This window comes from Proteiniphilum propionicum (genome assembly GCF_022267555.1).
In the GTDB taxonomy this organism is placed as follows: domain Bacteria; phylum Bacteroidota; class Bacteroidia; order Bacteroidales; family Dysgonomonadaceae; genus Proteiniphilum; species Proteiniphilum propionicum.
The window spans coordinates 1,763,864-1,783,570 of record NZ_CP073586.1; the positions used below are offsets into that span (position 1 = coordinate 1,763,864).

Annotated in this window: 10 protein-coding genes; 6 read left to right on the forward strand and 4 right to left on the reverse strand. The window is 40.5% G+C overall.

Going from position 1 to position 19,707, the window contains the following annotated elements; translation table 11 throughout:
• The first annotated feature begins 64 nt into the window (after window positions 1–64).
• Entirely contained in the window at window positions 65–1,348 is a 1,284-nt protein-coding gene (locus tag KDN43_RS07230) for an MFS transporter (protein WP_238869143.1), read from the forward strand.
• 41 nt (window positions 1,349–1,389) lie between these two features.
• Here the strand turns inward: KDN43_RS07230 and KDN43_RS07235 are convergent, their stop codons facing one another.
• Window positions 1,390–5,445, reverse strand: a complete 4,056-nt coding sequence (locus KDN43_RS07235; RefSeq protein WP_238869145.1) for a hybrid sensor histidine kinase/response regulator transcription factor — start codon at window positions 5,443–5,445, stop codon at window positions 1,390–1,392.
• A gap of 376 nt (window positions 5,446–5,821) precedes the next feature.
• Between KDN43_RS07235 and KDN43_RS07240 the strand changes: the two genes are divergently transcribed.
• The 5 genes from KDN43_RS07240 to KDN43_RS07260 all read left to right on the forward strand — a co-directional run bounded on the left by KDN43_RS07240 (window position 5,822) and on the right by KDN43_RS07260 (window position 14,638).
• Window positions 5,822–6,865: a glycoside hydrolase family 130 protein gene (locus tag KDN43_RS07240; RefSeq protein WP_238869147.1), complete on the forward strand. Its 1,044-nt coding sequence runs from the start codon at window positions 5,822–5,824 to the stop codon at window positions 6,863–6,865.
• A gap of 4 nt (window positions 6,866–6,869) precedes the next feature.
• Complete coding sequence (locus KDN43_RS07245) at window positions 6,870–8,126, forward strand: MFS transporter (protein ID WP_238869148.1); 1,257 nt, start codon at window positions 6,870–6,872, stop codon at window positions 8,124–8,126.
• 318 nt (window positions 8,127–8,444) lie between these two features.
• Window positions 8,445–10,055, forward strand: coding sequence for a hypothetical protein (locus KDN43_RS07250; RefSeq protein WP_407681788.1), 1,611 nt, complete (start codon window positions 8,445–8,447; stop codon window positions 10,053–10,055).
• Between the two features lie 17 nt (window positions 10,056–10,072).
• Entirely contained in the window at window positions 10,073–13,132 is a 3,060-nt protein-coding gene (locus tag KDN43_RS07255; RefSeq protein ID WP_238869150.1) for a SusC/RagA family TonB-linked outer membrane protein, read from the forward strand.
• A 21-nt stretch (window positions 13,133–13,153) separates the two neighbouring features.
• The gene (locus KDN43_RS07260) at window positions 13,154–14,638 is read left to right on the forward strand and encodes a RagB/SusD family nutrient uptake outer membrane protein (protein WP_238869152.1); all 1,485 of its coding nucleotides are present in this window, start codon (window positions 13,154–13,156) and stop codon (window positions 14,636–14,638) included.
• A gap of 126 nt (window positions 14,639–14,764) precedes the next feature.
• Here the strand turns inward: KDN43_RS07260 and KDN43_RS07265 are convergent, their stop codons facing one another.
• From KDN43_RS07265 to floA, 3 genes are all read right to left on the reverse strand, one after another.
• Complete coding sequence (locus tag KDN43_RS07265; RefSeq protein ID WP_238869154.1) at window positions 14,765–17,569, reverse strand: M16 family metallopeptidase; 2,805 nt, start codon at window positions 17,567–17,569, stop codon at window positions 14,765–14,767.
• 242 nt (window positions 17,570–17,811) lie between these two features.
• Complete coding sequence (locus tag KDN43_RS07270; RefSeq protein ID WP_238869156.1) at window positions 17,812–18,678, reverse strand: nucleoside phosphorylase; 867 nt, start codon at window positions 18,676–18,678, stop codon at window positions 17,812–17,814.
• Between the two features lie 32 nt (window positions 18,679–18,710).
• Window positions 18,711–19,697 (reverse strand): flotillin-like protein FloA, encoded by a 987-nt coding sequence (gene floA / locus KDN43_RS07275; RefSeq protein WP_238869157.1) that lies wholly within the window; start codon window positions 19,695–19,697, stop codon window positions 18,711–18,713.
• Window positions 19,698–19,707: the final 10 nt, after the last annotated feature.

Sequence of the window (19,707 nt, forward strand, 5' to 3'; positions counted from 1 at the left end):
ATTCTCAATATAAGTGGCCTTTGGCCCGCAAAATAATTTTGTTTATTGATCTAATTCTAACAATATGTCGTTAAAGGCACGTCTAATAATTATGAACTTCCTCCAGTTCGCAGTCTGGGGGGCTTATCTCACATCTATGTCGCGTTATCTGGGCCCGGCGGGTATGGGATCACATATCGGGGTTTTCTATTCTGTGCAGGGGATAGTATCCATATTTATGCCTGCACTTATAGGTATTATCGCCGACAGGTGGATACCTGCTCAAAAGCTGTTGGGGATCTGCCACCTGCTGGCAGCCTCTTTTATGCTTTCCGCAGGTTTGTATGGGATGAACGCCGGAACGGATATCTCATTTTCTCTGTTTTTTTCTCTCTATACATTGAGCGTTTCTTTTTACATGCCTACACTGGCACTATCAAACTCTGTAGCATACACAATTCTGGAAAGAGGAGGAATGGATACCGTTAAAGCCTTCCCCCCGATTCGTGTTTTTGGTACCATAGGATTTATTTGCACCATGTGGCTGGTAGATATTATCGGGTTCCAGACCTCAGCCATGCAGTTTGTAGTAAGTGCGATGATTGGATTTGTACTGGGAGCTTACGCTTTTTCACTTCCCAAATGCCCTGTCACTACAAGTAATAAAGATAAAACCCTGTTCCAGGCACTTGGCCTGGATGCATTTAAGCTGTTTAAACAGCGGAAGATGGCGCTTTTTTTTATATTTTCCATGTTTTTGGGTGTATCACTACAGATAACCAACGGTTTTGCCAATCCGTTTATTGCCAGCTTTGAAGCTTTGCCGCAATATGTTAATGCATTCGGGGTGAAACACTCCAACATTCTAATTTCACTTTCTCAAATATCTGAAGCTCTATGTATCTTGCTTATACCTTTCTTTTTGAGGAGATATGGAATAAAGAGCGTAATGCTTATAGCGATGTTTGCCTGGGTTCTGAGGTTCGCTTTCTTCGGGCTGGGTAATCCGGGAAACGGGCTATCGTTGCTTATATTTTCCATGTTGGTTTATGGTGTAGCATTCGATTTTTTCAATGTGTCGGGTTCCCTGTTCGTAGATAAGGAGACACCCCACAATATCCGTGCCAGCGCACAGGGGATGTTTATGTTGATGACCAACGGTATTGGTGCTACCATTGGGACTTTAAGTGCACAGTGGGTGGTGAATCAATATTGCAAGTGGACTGATGTGAGCGTGGGGACAACCACTAAATCGTTGCTGGTGGGAGACTGGCCTAGCGTGTGGTTTATATTTGCCGCATACTCCCTGGTGGTGGCGGTAATGTTTGCATTCCTCTTCAAATATAAACATGTGCGGCAGGTAGAATAGAAATATAAAGTTATCTATTCTGTTTTCATCGTAACTAAAGTTTAATCTGTTGACTCCCTGAATTCTTTTGGAGTTTTGTTGTATTTTTTAAGGAATTCCCTGTAAAAGTAGGCCTTGTTGTTGAAACCTGATGCATACATAACTTCTTGAACAGTTCTGTTAGTTGTTTTCAGAAGTTTCCCCGCATACTTAAGCCTTATTGAACGAATAAATTCAGTGGGCGTTTTTTTAGTGATCTCCTTTATTTTACGATAAAGTTGCATCTTGCTGATTGCCGTTTCATTTGCAATGAATTCAATCGTGAGTTCTTCGTTATCAATATTGTCATAAATAACTCTCGTAATATTCAGAATCGTTTCTTTATCTTCTTTGTGGATTAGAGAGCCCTCATATTGTTCAAGAGCGGAGTAGGGGGAATTACTGTACTCTTCCAATATATTTTTTTTGTGAAGCAAGCTTTTAACAATTACTTCTAAATGACGAAAATTGAAAGGTTTGTTGATATAAGCATCGGCACCCACTTCGTAACCTTCAATCTGACTTTCGATGGAACTTTTCGATGATAAAAGTATGATTGGTATATGGCTGGTCATTTCCTGCGTTTTCATTATTTTTACAAATTCAACCCCATTCATTTTCGGCATAATTATGTCGCTGATAACCAGTATTGGATGTTGCCTGTTTACAGCCTGTAATGCTTCCATCCCGTTAGAAGCTTCTATTATACTGTAATTCGGGCTTAAAAGATCTTTTATCATTGAACGGATTTCCCGGTCATCTTCAACTATCAAAACAGATCCATCATTTGAAATATAATCTTGTTCCGGTAATTTATTTTTTTCTTCTAATAGATTGATTTCACTTGATGTAATTGATTTTAATCGTGTTAAGTCAGGCTTATGATATACCTGCTCTAATTCTGCCGATGTTAACTCTAAATTTGGGATACGGACTTCAAACAATGTGTATGTCTCCCCGTCGCTTTCAATACTGATATCTCCTTTTAGGATATTTACTATACTTTTACATAATGCCAGCCCTATACCGTGCCGGGGATAGTCGCCGATAGACATTTGTCTTTCAAGCCGGTTAAGGACTTCAAATTTGTCGAATAAAATGTCATAGTATTCTGATTTTATTCCGATACCGGTATTTTTGATTGAGATTGATAATATCTCATTTTCGACTCTGACTCTAATTTCAATATGTTCTTCATCAGATGTGTATTTTACAGCATTTGACAGCAAATTGAAGATGATTTTTTCGAGATTGTTTCTGTCAGTTCTCCAAACTATGTTTTCATCGGGCATGAAAGTGGTTGTATAATCAATCTTCTTTTGCTCCAATATTTCGATAAAGTTGTCAATCACATATTTAATCAACTCGGAAATATCCACCATTTCAATTTTCAGCTTGAGATGTCCGGTTTCGGCTTTTCTGAATTCCACGAGCTGTTCTATCAGATTCTGCATCCTTTCTGAATTTGATTTTATTACTTGCAGATATTTTTTTGTATAGCTGTCGATCTCTTTTTCTTTCAATAATTTGTCGCAAGGTCCATAGATAAGTGTCAAAGAGTTGGAAAACTCGTGTGCTATATTGGTGAAAAACTGGAGCTTCCCCTGATGGATTTCTTCTGTTTTTTGCCTTTCCAGTTCTTTCATTCTTATACTGTTGTTAAGACTTATGCGATACAATATCATTTTCCTTATAATTACCAGGAGAGTTAAGAAAGAAACAAAGTAGAGGAAATAAGCTAAATTGCTTTTCCACCATGGAGGAGTCATTTCTATTGGCAAACTGTAGAGAGTCTTGCCCCATATTTTATTAGCATTGCTTGTTTTGACTTTAAGTAGATACTTCCCTCTTGGTAAATTAGTGAATACTATTACATTTGATGTTCCTAAGTTAACCCAGGCATCGTGGAACCCTTCCAGCATATATGCTATTTCACATTTCGATGGAGCAATGTAGTCAATGGGTATGAATCGGAAGCTGAAAGATTTGTGTTCGTGTGATAAAGTAAGAACTTCAAGGCCGCCATTTTGTACTAAATAATCGGCCAGATCAGTCTCTGTATTATCAACATGAAATGCGTCAAGCCAGAGTTCAGGCATATATTCATTTTGAATAATTTCAATAGGGTTGAATTCATTGAATCCGCTGATACCTCCAAAATAAAAGAGAGAAGAATATGGACTTGAATAATATGATCCGTCTGAGAACTCATTGTCCTGTAATCCGTCATTTGTAAAGTATGAAATGATACTGTAGGCGTCTTCATCAGTTCCATCCGGAATAAGTTTTGCCAGTCCATGATTGGTGCTTACCCACAAATTATTATTCTTGTCTTCTAGAATACCGTGAATGGTATTGTTTGGCATCCCGTTTTTTTCACTGAAATTAATTACTTCAGGCTGTCCTCTGTTTCTCCAAGTCAGCTTGTTCAGCCCCATACTTGTGCCGACCCATAAACTTCCTTTATTATCTTTATGAATACATAGTACATCGTCGTTGCCATAGCTGTTAACCGATAATTTGAATATTTGAAAAGTTTCGTCAATGATGTTAAATCTGTTTACGCCTCCTCCTCGTGTACCTATCCATAAGTGGGCACTGTCTTCTTTTATAATTGAATACACTATATTATTGCTCAAAGAGGATATCTCTTCATTAAATACAAATTGTTTGTAATCTGTAACTCGGTAAGGGGTTGTTGACAGATCAATTTTCAATTTGTACATGCCATAACCACTTGTCCCTACCCATAAAATATTATCACTGTCCGGTAAAATGGCATAGATAGATGAAAGGGTTAAGTTATGGGGAATATTTAAACTGCGAATTTTTTTCGTTTTCTTATCATAATAATTTATCCCATTACCATCTGTTCCAATCCAGTACTCATTCTCAAAGCCTTTTGCTATTTTGTAAACAGAGTTGCTCAATAACCCATTTTCCATGCTGAATATGTTGCTGAGTTTTAACTTTCCGGATGCCTGTTCTCTTGTAAAGTTATAAATGCCTGATCCCTTAGTGCCAACCCAAAGAGTCCGGCTTTCGTCTTCAAAAAAAGTCCTCACGGCAGAATTTCCAAAATTGAAGGTGTTTTCTGATGAGTAGGTTATGAATTTTTCATCGGAAGGAACAATCTTAAATACTCCTTTCATATCGGTGGCCACCCATATAATATTTTGCGTGCCTCTGTAAACATTCAATACAGGAGTGTTTTCTATTATCGGAATAATTTCATTTTTAAAATCGTACAGATACAGTCCTTTGTTTGTACCAAAAAAAATTGACCCTTCATAAAATCCGATATCATTGATATAGCCAATATCGCTATTGAAAGGAAGTACCTTTAGTTTATCCTGGCATTTATCATATCCATATATTTTATAGTCCGATGTCTGAATTAATATACCACCTGATTTTTGATTGAATAAATTCTCAACATCACTTAATAAAAACAGGCTTGTATCACACACAATTATACGACCATTATGGGTTTTCAATTTAACTGAAACCAGAGATTTTTCTTTAGTTAATATCCATAGATTGTCATCGCTGTCAAAAATGATTTTTTTTACATTCAGTTTTTTATTGAGATTCAGCGGCTCAAAATATTTTTTTTTAAAGTCGAAATAGTACAGGCCTTGTTGATAAACGTATGCAAAAATTTTACCCTGAGAATTTCGGGCAATTAAATATGAGTGTTCGTTTGTTATTTCACGGCGGCTTAGAGAGTCGACAAAAAAACGTTCAAAAACTTTTTCTCTGATATTAAATCTATTTATACCAATGTCTGTGGCAATCCACAAATAATCCCTTTTTTCCTCAATGATATCTCTTACGATGTTGTTGCTTATACTTCGAATATTTCCAGGAGAAGGTTTATAAACCTGAAAACCTTTTCCATCATACAAATTAAGGCCATCCCAGGTCCCAAACCACATAAGTTGATTCGAATCTTGAAAAACAACATTTATGGAACTGTTCGACAAACCATCTTTGTTCGTCAGAGTTTTAATGTCAAAATAAATTGCATAACCCGATACCGGTAAAATAATAAGTAATATGCAGATAATTTTTTTCATTACGATCTAACATTTATTACGCCTGTGTTTAATTCCGGGACTATGATTTTTCTTGTTGCATGCTTTAAGGATGCAGTTATTTAATTATCATGTTGAGACATCTGTTGCGATTGTTAAAATCTATAAACAAATATTTATTATATTATAGAGGCAAATTTACATCTTTTCTCTTTATGATTTTTAAGATTAGCGATACTATTTAAATTTCGCCTGTTTTTAATATCCTGAAAATAGATTGTACTATGTGAATTATCCAATATAAAAGAGTATATATTTTTAAATTGAAAGATAAGTGTACTATTTTGAAAGATTAGGATACCACTGTTTGTCCGTAATAAATTAATTTTGTTTATATATTATTTAAAACATTTATATCATGGATATTGCAAAACGCTTCAGTGAAAACCCATTGTTACGTCCATCTGACCTGCAACCGGGAATAGAAGGAATGGAAATAACCTGTTTACTCAATCCCGGAGTATTCAGGATGAATGGCAAGACCTGGCTTTTATTGCGTGTAGCAGAACGCCCAAAACAAGTAGAAGGAAAGATAAGCTTTCCAGTCTATAGTGAAAGTGGAAAAATAGAGGTACTTGTTTTCGACAAAGATGATCCTCAGTTAGATGCTTCAGACCCACGGGTGATAAAATACAGGGGACAAAATTATCTTACAACTTTATCCTATTTGCGCCTTGTAGTTAGTGACGATGGTGTGCATTTTCGAGAAGACCCCGCCTATCCGCCAATATTTGGCGAAGACTCTCTCGAATCATTTGGTATAGAAGATTGCCGCGTGGCGACGATGGAAGATGGCTTTTACCTTACCTATACAATGGTATCACCAGTTGCGGTAGGTGTTGGCCTGATTGTTACAAATGATTTTAAGACTTACGATCGTAAGGGTATGATATTTCCCCCACACAATAAAGATTGCGCTATTTTTGAAGAAAAGATAAACGGGAAATATTATGCTCTGCATCGTCCAAGTAGTCCCGAACTGGGAGGAAATTACATCTGGCTGGCCGAATCTCCCGACAGGATTCATTGGGGGAACCACAAGTGCATTGCCGTCACCCGACCTGACAGCTGGGATTCGGCGCGAGTAGGAGCCGGAGGTGCACCTGTTAAAACGCCGGAAGGGTGGCTCGAAATATACCATGGTGCAAATGCCGACCACCGGTATTGTTTGGGTGCGTTGCTGCTGGACCTGAACGACCCGTCGAAAGTGCTGGCAAGGAGTGTGGAGCCGATCATGGAACCGGTTGCCGGATACGAAAAAAACGGATTTTTCGGTAATGTTGTCTTCACAAACGGACATTATGTAGAAAATGATACTATTAAAATATTCTACGGTGCGAGTGACGAGGTTATCTGTGGTGCTGAATTTTCAATCAGGGAAATACTGAATTCATTAAAATAGAGATATGTCGAAAAGCATATTGGGAGAATACAAGTTTTTTCGCTCTCAACCACTGAACATAAGGACGCTTCTTGTCACAAACATGTTGTACGCGCTTATATTGCCCATCATAGAGATTTTTGTTGGGGCGTACATAATGCGAAACACTGGCAGTCCTGCTTATGTAGCAATTTACCAGCTTTGTATGTACTGCGGGGTACTGGCTACATCGGTGCTCAACGGGTTAATGTTGAAAAGGTTCAAAGCCTCGTCGCTTTACACTTTCGGCATTTTGTTGTCGGCCGCTGCATTAATGGCAATGATGTTTGTAAACTCAATAGGAATTGTAGAGCTGGGACTGTCAGGATTTGTACTGGGGGCTTCTACAGGTTTTTTCTGGACCAACCGTTACCTGCTAACGCTAAACTCAACAAATGATGAAAACCGGAACTATTTTTTTGGGCTTGAGTCGTTCTTTTTTTCGTTGTGGAGCATAACTGTTCCGTTAATTGTGGGCGCTTTCCTGGTATCGGTAGATGGGTTTGTATTTTTTGGGAGGGTGCTTGATGTGAATAACGGTTATCAATTTATTACCCTGTTCAGCCTGCTTATCGCGATAGCTGCCGGGCTTGTTTTGTCGAAAGGGCACTTCGACAATCCGGTGCAGAAAAGGTTTATCTATACCCGTTTTCATCTGCTTTGGCAAAAACTTTTGACTCTTGCCGGACTAAAAGGGATGGTGCAGGGCTTTTTGGTGACAGCACCGGCCATACTTGTTATGCGCCTTGTCGGTAATGAGGGGTCTTTGGGGTTGATACAAGGTGTGGGCGGATTGCTTACGGCAATCCTGATTTATATATTAGGGCGGATTGCCAAACCCAAACACCGCATGGCAATTTTTGGACTTGGACTGTTTGTCTTTTTTATAGGTACACTGTTTAACGCTATTCTTTTTTCTGCCATTGGTGTTATTTTTTTCGTGTTGTGCAAAGTGTTGTTTCAACCTCTGCACGACTTGGCTTATTTCCCAACTATGATGAAAACCATTGACGCCGTGAAAGCAATTGAAAATAGAAATGAATATGCCTATATCCTCAGTCATGAGGTAGGATTGTTTATTGGCCGCGCTTTCGGAATGAGTTTGTTTATATCACTAGCTTTTTGGGTGTCGGAAGAGTTTGCCTTGAAATATGCGCTGGTAATTGTAGGTGCTATTCAATTGTTATCGCTTCCGCTTGCTAAAAATATCATCAGTGATATAGATAATAAATATAACAAATGATATTAAATATTACTTATTATGAAACCAACATATAAACCTCTTAAACACGAGGATATGAGTAAAAGTGATTTCACTGGAGTTAGATATTTGTACACAATGGCACATTTCAAGCAAGATTGGGCCTGTTCGTCCTGTTTAACACAATTATTAAATACGATATGTTTGCAAGGAAAGAGACTATTAGGAGGGGCTTATTTATTAAAAATAATATTTAACCTCATAATTCTTGGCTGCATTGTTTCGCTATGGTCGTGCAATAAATCTGAAGCATATTATGGAGACCCTGTTGTTCAGGTAAATATTAACAGGGTAGAACTTATGCCCGACATGCCGCAGCCTTACGAACTTCTGGATTGGAAAGAAAAAGCCCGGCAGTTTGACGAGTATGTTTTTGATTTTGATTCCACGTTGCCTGCCGGGCCAATGATTTGGCTTGACAATAATAAGCGCAATTTACCACAGCAAACATTCGGGTTATTTACAGCGGTTCATGACGTGCGGCAGGGAGCAGATGTGAACAACGGCGAATTTCATGAAAGCCTCAACTCCTTAGCAGCAATATTAGGTGCCGGATTGATAGGTATTGACAAAACCAATCAGAACGGATACAACTTTGTGAAAATGATCCAAAACTATTTTAATACAGACAATGGTTGGAATATAATGATGAACAACACAACTCCTGAAGTAGCTCTTTTGGGCGGAGGCTATGGGAGGGACTGGTGGTATGATGTTTTTCCGAACGTGTTGTTTTATAATATCTGTGATGTTTTCCCGGATGTTGATAATGCACAAAACATACAGCGTATGATTGCAGAACAGTTCTGTAAAGCCGATTCGGTGTTAAACGGAAATTACGATTACTCTTACTTTGATTACGCTCAAATGAAGGGTATGATAAACCAGATTCCTCTGCAACAAGATGCTGCAGGAGGTCATGGCTATGTGCTTTATGCGGCATACAAGCAGTTTGGGGATAAGCGCTACCTTGAGCATGCGAAATCTGCCATTGAGGCGTTGGACAATCAAACCGAAAGTCGTTTCTACGAAGTGTTGCTGCCTATTGGCGTTTACACGGCTGCTCGCCTGAATGCCGAGGAGGGAACAGATTACGATGTTGCAAAGATGCTTGACTGGGTTTTCGAGGGGACAAAAAGTGAAAACGGGCGTACCGGATGGGGGATTATTGTGGACAGATGGGGGAAATATGATGTCAGCGGACTGCAAGGGAGCATTACCGATGGTGGTGGTTATGCATTCCTTATGAACAGTATAAAAATGGCTATGCCCCTTGTACCCATGGTAAAGTATGAACCTGAATTCGCTAGGGCTATAGCCAAATGGATGCTGAATAACGTGAATGCATCGCGTCTTTTCTTCCCCGATAAAATACCGGATGCCAATCAATGGCTTCCGGCGATGCAGGGATACACGAATTCCGTTGTTGCTTACGAAGGTTTACGTTACGCGGACGACTTGCAGAGCCCCCGGCTGGAGGGGGTGCACCCCGTTGCCATCGGCGACGGGCCGAAGTGGCACAAAGACAATCCAAAAGAATCCATGTTCAGCCTTTACAGTACGGCACCCGTTGGCATATTTGGGGCTATGATACAAAAAACCAATGTTGAAAAAGTCCTTAAACTTAACTGTAACGTTACAGACTTTTATTCAGATAGAACCTATCCTACTTTTTTGTTATACAATCCGTATAACGAATCTGTGAAAGTGGAGTATACACCCGTGAGAGAGGGAACCGCCCTTTTTGATATTATTTCAAAAACCTACTTGGCCAGATCGGTTGTGGGCAGGGCAGATATAGAGATGCCGGCCGGGCAAGCCTGTGTAATTGTTGAGTTGCCGTCAGGCGGAGAAATTGAAAAAGTGGACAATAAACTTTTGATTGGTGAAGAAATCATATCGTATAAATAACTTAACTTTTGTAAAACATGAAGAAAGCATTATTTTTTGTCATTGTGGTTTGTGCTGCTTTGGGATTGCATGCTCAAACGACTATCAATGTCAGGGGTACTGTTAAAGATGCCCTGACAAATGAAGAACTGATCGGGGTAACCGTACTTGTTGTGGAAACAGGAGCAGGTACTGTTACCGGCGTAAACGGAAACTTTGAATTGGATGTCCCGGTAAATAATACTCTTAGAATATCATACGTAGGATATTCTATCCAGGAAATTGTTATAACAAATCAAACATTTCTGGAGATAAACCTTCAGCCCGAGACTCAATTGATTGATGAGTTAGTTGTTGTTGGATACTCCGTGCAAAAAAAGTCGACTCTTACAGGGGCGGTAGCACCTGTCAACGTTGACGATATGGAGCGACGCCGGGTTGCAGATGTAAGGCAGGCGCTTCAAGGGCAGGTGGCGGGTGTTCAGGTTACTCAAAGTACAGGCGCCCCTGGTGATGAGATAAATATCAGAATCAGGGGAGAGGGTACCATCGGAAACAACAATCCGCTTTATATTGTGGATGGGGTGCCCACCCGGGAATTGGCGTTTATCAATCCTTCCGATATTGAATCGATGACTGTGCTGAAAGACGCTTCTGCTGCTGCTATTTACGGCTCGAGGGCCTCGGCCGGGGTAATTGTTATTACTACAAAAAGCGGGGTAGCGGGAAAAACTAATTTCGACATTAACTTTTTCAGCGGTATACAACAGGCTTCAAATCTTCCCAAGATGCTGAATTCCGTACAGTATATGAATGTTGTGGAAAAGGCGTGGAACAATGCCGGATATTCCGGAACAAATCCTTATACTGCAGATAAGGGGCGGAGTGATTTTGCAAACACCGACTGGTTAGATGAACTTTTTGAACCGGGCTATACTAATAATATTCAGATGACGGCAAGCGGAGGCAGTGATAAACTGCAGTACTTACTCTCCGTGGGATATGTTACACAAGATGGTATTGTTGTATATGATAACGATAAATACAATCGATTCAATTTTCGTACAAATATCAATGCCAATCTGACGGAAAGAATAAAAGTAGGTACCAATATGCAACTTTCTTATGCCATCCAGGATAAACTTTCGTCTAAAGGCGACACTCCCGGAATAATAAGACACGCGCTTTTGCGTCCACCGGTAATTTCCGTATTCAAGTCGCCCAACGATCCCACATATTCAGAAAAAAACCCTTTTACCGATCTGCCTTTTTATATTCATAACAACAGGGATACTGGAGGATGGGAAAGTGATAAGTATGAATGGACACAAAACCCGATTGCTCTAGCTTATTTCACTGACGACACCCGCTCGCATTTTAAAACATTCGGAAACCTTTTCGGAGAGATCGCTTTCTTGCCCGAAAAAGAGCTTAGATTCAGGACCAATGCAGGTGTTGATTTGAACTTTCGTCATGAAAAGGCTTTTTTTGCCAATTTTGGCGATGATGATGGCGGCGGAAGCCAGATAGATCGTGGTTTAGGCCGCCAAAACAGGCCCAATGGATTAAATGAATACAGGGGCGAAGAGCTGACTTTTACCTGGAATAACACATTGAGTTATGATAAAATGTTTGACCTTCACTCACTCAATGCGTTGGTCGGGAGTGAATTTATCACCAATTACGGATCGGGAATAAATGCTTCAAGAAGAAGATATGAGTATGATACCGAGAAGTTCAGATATATTGATTTTGGGAGTACCGAACAGGATTTATGGAATGGGGGCAGTGGATCTGAATGGGCATTGATGTCATACTTTACCTCGTTGACTTATGTATATGATATGAGGTATATGCTCACGGCTAACTTCAGGGCAGATGCTTCTTCGCGGTTTGCAGAAAAAAACCGGTGGGGATACTTCCCTTCTTTGTCAGCCGGCTGGAAATTGTCTGAAGAGCAATTTATGAAAAAACATGACTGGCTTTCCGACTTGAAGCTAAGGGGAAGCATCGGACAGCTGGGAAATCAGGAAATTGCCAATTACGCTTATCTTACGTTGATAAGAAAAGATGGAGACAAATATCTTATCTCCAGGTATGGGAATCCCGATTTAAAGTGGGAAACCACCACTCAGTATAACATAGGTATTGATGCAGGTATCTTTAGAAACAGATTGTATTTTACCGCAGACTATTTTCAGAAATATACTACGGACATACTGTTGCCTATAAGCCTCCCAAGTATAGTTGGTGACGTGCAGCCTACCATAGTTAATGCAGGTGAAGTGAGCAATCGTGGCTGGGAATTTGGTATAATGCTTCGCAATTCCGAAAGTGCATTTAAATATAATATCAATGCCAACTTGTCTACCGTAAAAAACCGGGTGGAAAAGCTGCATCCGAACCTTCCCAGTCTGGTAGGATCAGTTACAAGAACGGAGCCAGGGCAGCCGCTTAATGCCTATTACGGATATGTTTTCGATGGAGTATATCAAAATGCAAACGAAATAAGTACTCACCTGCACGGCACAACCAACCCAACTCCTGTGCCAGGTGATATTCGTTTTAAAGACAGGAATAACGATGGAAGAATTGACGACCACGACAGGGATTTCATCGGCGATCCTAACCCGGGATTGTTGTACGGATTGAACTTTTCAGGTTCGTATAAAAATTTCGACATTGCTATACTCTTTCAAGGTGTCGGAAGTGTGGACAGGTACAACGACTCTAAAAAAATAATTGATTATGATACGCGACCGTTTAATTACACCACAAATATTTTGAAAGCATGGGATGGAGAGGGGTCAACCAACAAAATTCCACGTGTGAGTTTTACCGACAATGGAAGTAGCAGAGTATCGAGTATATTTGTTGAGGATGCTTCCTACTTAAGATTGAAAAATATTGAACTCGGATACTCTTTTACAAACATCAAAAAACTTGGCATGCAAAATATAAGGATCTATATGTCGGGTCAAAATCTATTTACACTGACCGGATATTCAGGACTCGACCCGGAATCTACGGATTTGATTGATATGGGGACCTATCCACAGTCGAGGTCCTTTATTTGCGGAATAAATCTATCTTTTTAAACAACTTAAATCTTTTGGATAATGAAATATTATAGGAATCTGTTTTTATTTATAATAGGGGTGTTTCTGTTGTCAGGATGCGAAGGCTATCTGTCGAAAGACCCTATAGGCCTGCTTACGCCCGATCAGGTTGATATGCAGCCAACGGTTACCACTGTACAATATGCTGTAAGTTCATCGTATCAACTGCTTTCAAGCACGCTGAATATTATAGGTGAATGGGGATGGAGTGACGGAACAGTTACCAGAGGCGATTTTATTCTTCAGGATATAGCTTCCGATGATGTACAGAAAAAATGGAACCCCGATGGAGACCAGGCATGGATGGATGAGTTCAATAACTTTAGTTTTATTGCCTCAAATGGGGGATTTAATGGGCAGTGGACATATAATTATGAAGGAGTTTCGAGAGTAAATACAGCTATCGACTATTTAACCGATGAAGAGATGATGGCTAAGCTTAATTTTAACAAAGCTGAACAAAACAGGCTTTTAGGAGAGGTGTACTTTTTAAGGGCATTTTACTATTTTGATTTGGTGACGAATTTCGGAGGGGTCCCACTGTTGTTGAAGCCGCTAACATCTTTTAATGAGGCTTATGAAGTCGCTGTAAGGGCAACAGCCGATGAGGTGTGGACTCAGATTGATAAGGATTTAAACAATGCAAGGGGACTGTTGCCTGATGCCAAATATTCTCATCAACAAGAAAAATGGCGAGTGTCAAAAGGAGCGGTTATGGCCCTTCAGGCGAAAGTGGCTCTGTTTAATGAAAGATGGCAGGAAGTTATTACTCTTGTAGGTGAACTAGAAGGCAGCGGATATTATAGCTTAAACAGCAATTACTTCGATAGCTTTGATGTGAATAAAAAATTTCAGGAACAAGAAGTGATTTTTTGCTATGATCACGAATCAGCCCAGACCCCAAGAAAAGGTAACGGCCTGTGTGCTCTGCTGGGTTGGGGATTCGTGGCTCCTGAGGTATCGTTTATTGCGGCTTTTGAGGAAAACGACCCAAGACTACTCTACACTGTAGATATTGAATCAAGGAATGTGAATAAAATATTGGGGACTCTCGACGGGGAATTTAAAGGTGATGATGATGCTCCAAGCAGCAGAGTTTACATTCGCTTTGCCGATGTTCTGTTGTGGAAGGCAGAAGCGTTGTTGAAAACCGGTAAATTAAAAGAAGCTATCGGCATTATAAACCTGATTCGTCGTAGAGCCGGAAGCTCGGTTACAGCCGACGGAACTCAGCCACCAGCCGGAACATTGCCCGACAGAAATGTAAATGAGTCAAATATTACTGTTGTCACAAACTGGTTGATTCACGAAAGAAGAGTTGAGCTGGGATTTGAGTCCCATCGTTTTCGGGATCTTAAACGCTGGGGTATTGCAGAAGAAGTGTTAGGAGAGAGAGGGTTTCAGAGTGTGCATTACCTGTATCCCATTCCACAAAGGGAGATAGATAAATCAGGTGGGACTATTGTTCAAAATGAAGGTTATTGACAACTGATTAAGTTCACATAGTGTTTTGTCCCTGAATATATGTGCAAAAAGAGAGGGTAAGATCATATTATGATACATACCCTCTCTTTTTCAAACTTATTAAACTGGTAAATACCAGTTGTCATTTTATTCTGCCACTTTAGGCATCATTACAACTGTTTTTCTGTTGCCCTGGTTCAGCAATTTTGCTGCAAATTCCTGAATATCCTTACTTGTAACAGCATTTACAGTCTCAATATAGTTTGTGTGATTGTCTTCACCATAAAAATATTTTGTATCGAGAATATTTGTCCAATAACTGTTCTCTTTTAGGTTTTCCTTATAGCTTTTATTCATGTACTCTTTTACTTTTGTGAAATCGGTTTTACGTGGACCGTTTAAAGCTATATCATCCAGTATATCCAGGATAATTTGATTCAGGTACTCCATCTTTTCAGGGTCGGTGTCGAACATAATCTGCAGCATGGTTTGTCCTTCGGGATAACGGGAGATTGAGCCTCCTGCATATACACCGTATGTACCACCCTCCTCTTCTCGTACTTTCTCGGTATATACGATATCCAGCACCTGGTCGAACATACTCATCAGAATCTGATTTTTCATATTTCGTTCAGTTACTCCTGAAATAGCGTTAAAGACTGAAGCTTTAGGGTTCTGCATCTCTCTGCGGAAAATGTTTGTTAATTCACCCTTCACGAAGTCCATTGGCACTTTGCTAAATTCATCTTTTGCCGCTTTACCGGGCAGCGATGCCAGATATAATTCAACCACCGGACGAACCTTCTCTTCATCTATGTTACCAACGAAGGTAAATACAAAACTACCCGGATTGGCAAACTGTTCTTTGTACATCTCCATAACACGGTCGTAGCTGATCTCTTTTAAATCTTCAGGTTTTAACCTTTTTGTAAGCTGATTGTTTCCGTATATTGCAGCGGTTACTGAGTCGCTGAAAGCGACCATAGGCTCGGCTTCCTGATTTTTGAGCTGAGTCTCCATGCGCTGAATATACGACTGGAATGCATCTTCATCTTTGCGTGGCGCAGTGAAATAGAGATAGACCAACTGAAGCATGGTCTCAAAATCTTTGATTGAGGAAGAACCGTTGAAATCGCGTTTAATTAGGCTGACATTTGGACGGGCCGATGCAGTTTTGCCGGCTAGCACCTTGGGCAGATCGGTAGCACTGAAATTACCTACACCTCCAAGGGTCATAACATTACTCATCATCCTGCTGTTAATAGGGTCCTGAAGCGCATATCGCGAATATCCCCCCTCACTGGTGCCTGTCATAAGGATCTGATCATCTTTAAAGTCCGTGTTTTTAAGAATCACTTTTATCCCGTTCTGCAATGTCCATACGGTGGCATCCATTGTCTCATCTTTTTCAATTTTGACAATTTTTCCAGGCACCGGAGGCGTTGACACCAACGGTTCATTGATTACCTGTTCGGCATAGGGTTCAATGGTTTCGGCTTTTACAGAATTTAAGACTGCAAGTAGCTCATCGCCAGTAGGGTATATTAACTCGTCTTTTTGAGGACCAGTAACTGAGATCACAATATTTTCGTCCCCTATAAGTTGCTGAATGGTCTGATTAACAGCTTCAACCGGGATATTTGGAGCTACTGCCTGCATGAACTGATACTCATATTCAATACCGGGAATAGGTTCCCCGTCAGTGAATGCACGCACATATTCCTGTGAATATGCAGAGTTATTCTGTTTATCGCGGTTATTGTAGGCATTCTCGTAACTTTTAAGGATATTTGTGCGGACAATCTCATATTCCGATGCAGTAAACCCATGTTTTTTTACTCTTTCGGTTTCGCGGATTATTGCTGCCAGTGCATCCTCAATCTTATCTTCCGCGCTTCCGGCAATTACTGTCCATGCGTCTTTGGTTTTTGCTACAAAGTAATCGCTATCATAAGCATATGCAGTAGTGAAAGGAGCGTCCGGTTTCTGAATGATCTCGGAAAAGCGCTGATTAATCATCGATGATGCTGCATTCAATACATATTGTGTTAAATACCCTGCTTGTGTTCTCTTTAACTCATCGGGCATCGGTTCGTGTTTGTAATATAACATAACCCGGGTATTTCTTGCTTCTTTGTCGGTAGCGATAGCCACAATAGGTTCTTTATTGTCAGGTACGGGGAAATATTCACGTTCAGCTCTATCTGCATCAAGTGTTATGGGAGAAAACAACTCTTTTATCTTTTGTTCCATCTCATCCACATTTACATCACCCACTACAATAATACCTTGCAGGTCCGGGCGATACCATTTGTGGTAATATGCCCTTATCTCTTCAGGTTTAAAATTATTTATAACATCAATGCTGCCTATAGGCATCCGTTTGGCATATTTGCTGTCGGGGTACATCACGGGAAGCAGCTGATCCCACAGGCGCTGCTGTGCTCCTCCGCGGGTACGCCACTCTTCGCGGATAACACCCCGTTCGTTTTCCAGCTCAGCATCTTCCAGTGCAATAGCATTAGACCAGTCATGCAGCACCAGCAGTGCCGAATCAATTAAGTTCTGATTGGTAGTGGGGATGTTAGTCATGAAATAGACTGTTTCATCGAAAGAGGTGTAGGCATTAATATTTGTGCCGAATTTTATTCCGTTGTCCTGCAGATAGTTGAGCATATTTTTCCCGGGGAAGTTTTTTGTTCCGTTAAAAGCCATATGCTCCAGAAAGTGAGCCAGCCCCGCCTGATTGTCTTCTTCCTGCATTGACCCCACCTTTTGTGCTATATAAAAGTCGGCCCTGTTTTCGGGAAGCTTATTATGACGTATGTAATACGTCAGCCCGTTTTCAAGTTTCCCTGTCCTCACTTTGGGGTCAACAGGGAGCGGCTGGTTTTGTTGCGAGAAAGCAACAAGTCCAACCGCAAGAAAAAATAGAGTAAAAATTTTCTTCATAACAGTTTTTTTTAGAAGAGTAGATTTTTTAAAATTAATATTTAACAACTGAACTTTCGCTTCTGTTATATTACAGCTAAAAACATCACTATAATGGCAAAATGTTATTAGACTGTGGTGAGTGCCCTTAAAAAATGCTATATATTTAGCTATATACTCATTTAGTTGACACCAGCGAAAGTTGAAAGAATTACTTATGATCTGATGAAAGATACCTGTTTCCGAAATAGCTTAAAGGTAAACTATATTCTGTCCAAAACTATTTTAACCAGGTCTTCCGTCGATCCTTTGTAATCGGCGTTAGAATTCAGAGCTACGCGATTTGCTATAATGGCACAAACAGTCATTGCCTTATGTCCCATCAATTTACTTAATCCTGCGATAGCGGAACTCTCCATCTCATAGTTGGTTATAGAGTATCCGTTGAAACTGAACGATTCTATCCTGGCATTCAACTCAGGATAGGCAAGAGGGAGGCGTACATGCCTTCCCTGAGGCCCGTAGAATCCTATAGCCGAAATGGTAACACCCCTTATCATATCATAACCTATGCGATCGACCAACTCTTCGTCAGCACTCACCACATAAGGGGAACAGTGATAGGGCGACCAGTTGACATGTCTCTGAAAAGCTTCTTCGAATTCTTCTTCACGAATTTTTGCCGAGTTGGCATAATAATGGATAAGCCCATCGAACCCGATAGATTTTTCAGATACAACATATGATCCCACAGGGCAATGAGGCTGCATGCCTCCCGATGTGCCAACCCGTATCATGGTGAGTTGCTTGAACTCATCTTTAACCTTTCGAGTATTAAAGTCGATATTTGCCAGTGCATCCAACTCTGTAAGCACAATGTCGATATTATCGGTACCGATACCGTGAGATAGTGCAGTAATTCGTTTTCCCTTGTACATTCCTGTGACAGTATGAAATTCACGGCTCTGCACATCACATTCAATAGTGTCGAAAAATGATGCTGTCATTGTCACACGATCAGGATCGCCCATCATCACAATCTTATCTGAAAGCTGTTCGGGTTTTATATGAAGATGAAAAGCACTTCCATCGGAGTTTATTATTAATTCCGATTCAGGTATTATTCTCATAATATTTATTGGTGTTGGTTATATCTATTCTGTTACTTTTTATTGTTTCCTCCGCCTTGGGGCTTCGCTATTGAATCTCTCATATCGGTGTCGGCTTTAATATTTTCCATACGGTAATAATCCATAATACCCAGATTACCGTTTCTGAATGCTTCAGCCATGGCTATTGGTACTTCGGCTTCGGCTTCTATCACCTTGGCACGGGCTTCCTGAGCTTTAGCTTTCATCTCCTGTTCAAGGGCTATTGCCATAGCGCGTCGCTCTTCGGCACGTGCCTGGGCAATATTTTTGTCTGCCTGCGCCTGATCCATCTGAAGAACAGCTCCAATATTTTTACCTATATCAATGTCTGCGATATCAATTGAGAGAATTTCGAACGCTGTTCCTGCATCCAGCCCTTTTTTAAGTACCAGTTTTGATATGGAATCGGGGTTTTCGAGCACCGACTTGTGCGAGACTGCGGATCCTATGGAGGACACAATGCCTTCACCTACACGGGCGAGAATGGTCTCCTCCCCGGCACCACCTACTAACCTTTTAATGTTTGCACGTACTGTTACTCGGGCTTTTGCTATCAACTGGATACCATCGATGGCAACGGCTGTAACCGGCGGAGTATCAATCACTTTTGGATTTACAGACATCTGTACTGCCTGAAGAACGTCACGGCCTGCCAGGTCGATAGCGGTTCCCATCTGAAAAGTAAGATCGATGTTTGCTTTTGAAGCAGATACCAGGGCATGAACCACTTTTTCAACGTGTCCACCGGCAAGGTAGTGTGCTTCAAGATTATCTCTTGTTACATTTTTTAATCCCGCCTTGTGCGCTTCAATCATTGCGTATACGATTGTATGTGGCGGGACCCGTCGCAAACGCATTAAAAACAACTGAACGAGTGAAATGTGTACCCCTGCCGACAATGCATTAATCCACAGGAAAAAAGGGACGTAATGGAAAAAAATCAATAAAAAAATGATTATTACGGCAATTGCAACAATTAAGGGAAACGAAAAATCCATAATTTTTTGT

Excerpts from the sequence above, each read along its gene's own strand:
- KDN43_RS07230 (WP_238869143.1), top strand. The coding sequence starts at position 65 with ATGTCGTTAAAGGCACGTCTAATAATTATGAACTTCCTCCAGTTCGCA.
- KDN43_RS07235 (WP_238869145.1), bottom strand. The coding sequence starts at position 5,445 with ATGAAAAAAATTATCTGCATATTACTTATTATTTTACCGGTATCGGGT.
- KDN43_RS07240 (WP_238869147.1), top strand. The coding sequence starts at position 5,822 with ATGGATATTGCAAAACGCTTCAGTGAAAACCCATTGTTACGTCCATCT.
- KDN43_RS07245 (WP_238869148.1), top strand. The coding sequence starts at position 6,870 with ATGTCGAAAAGCATATTGGGAGAATACAAGTTTTTTCGCTCTCAACCA.
- KDN43_RS07250 (WP_407681788.1), top strand. The coding sequence starts at position 8,445 with ATGCCCGACATGCCGCAGCCTTACGAACTTCTGGATTGGAAAGAAAAA.
- KDN43_RS07255 (WP_238869150.1), top strand. The coding sequence starts at position 10,073 with ATGAAGAAAGCATTATTTTTTGTCATTGTGGTTTGTGCTGCTTTGGGA.
- KDN43_RS07260 (WP_238869152.1), top strand. The coding sequence starts at position 13,154 with ATGAAATATTATAGGAATCTGTTTTTATTTATAATAGGGGTGTTTCTG.
- KDN43_RS07265 (WP_238869154.1), bottom strand. The coding sequence starts at position 17,569 with ATGAAGAAAATTTTTACTCTATTTTTTCTTGCGGTTGGACTTGTTGCT.
- KDN43_RS07270 (WP_238869156.1), bottom strand. The coding sequence starts at position 18,678 with ATGAGAATAATACCTGAATCGGAATTAATAATAAACTCCGATGGAAGT.
- floA (WP_238869157.1), bottom strand. The coding sequence starts at position 19,697 with ATGGATTTTTCGTTTCCCTTAATTGTTGCAATTGCCGTAATAATCATT.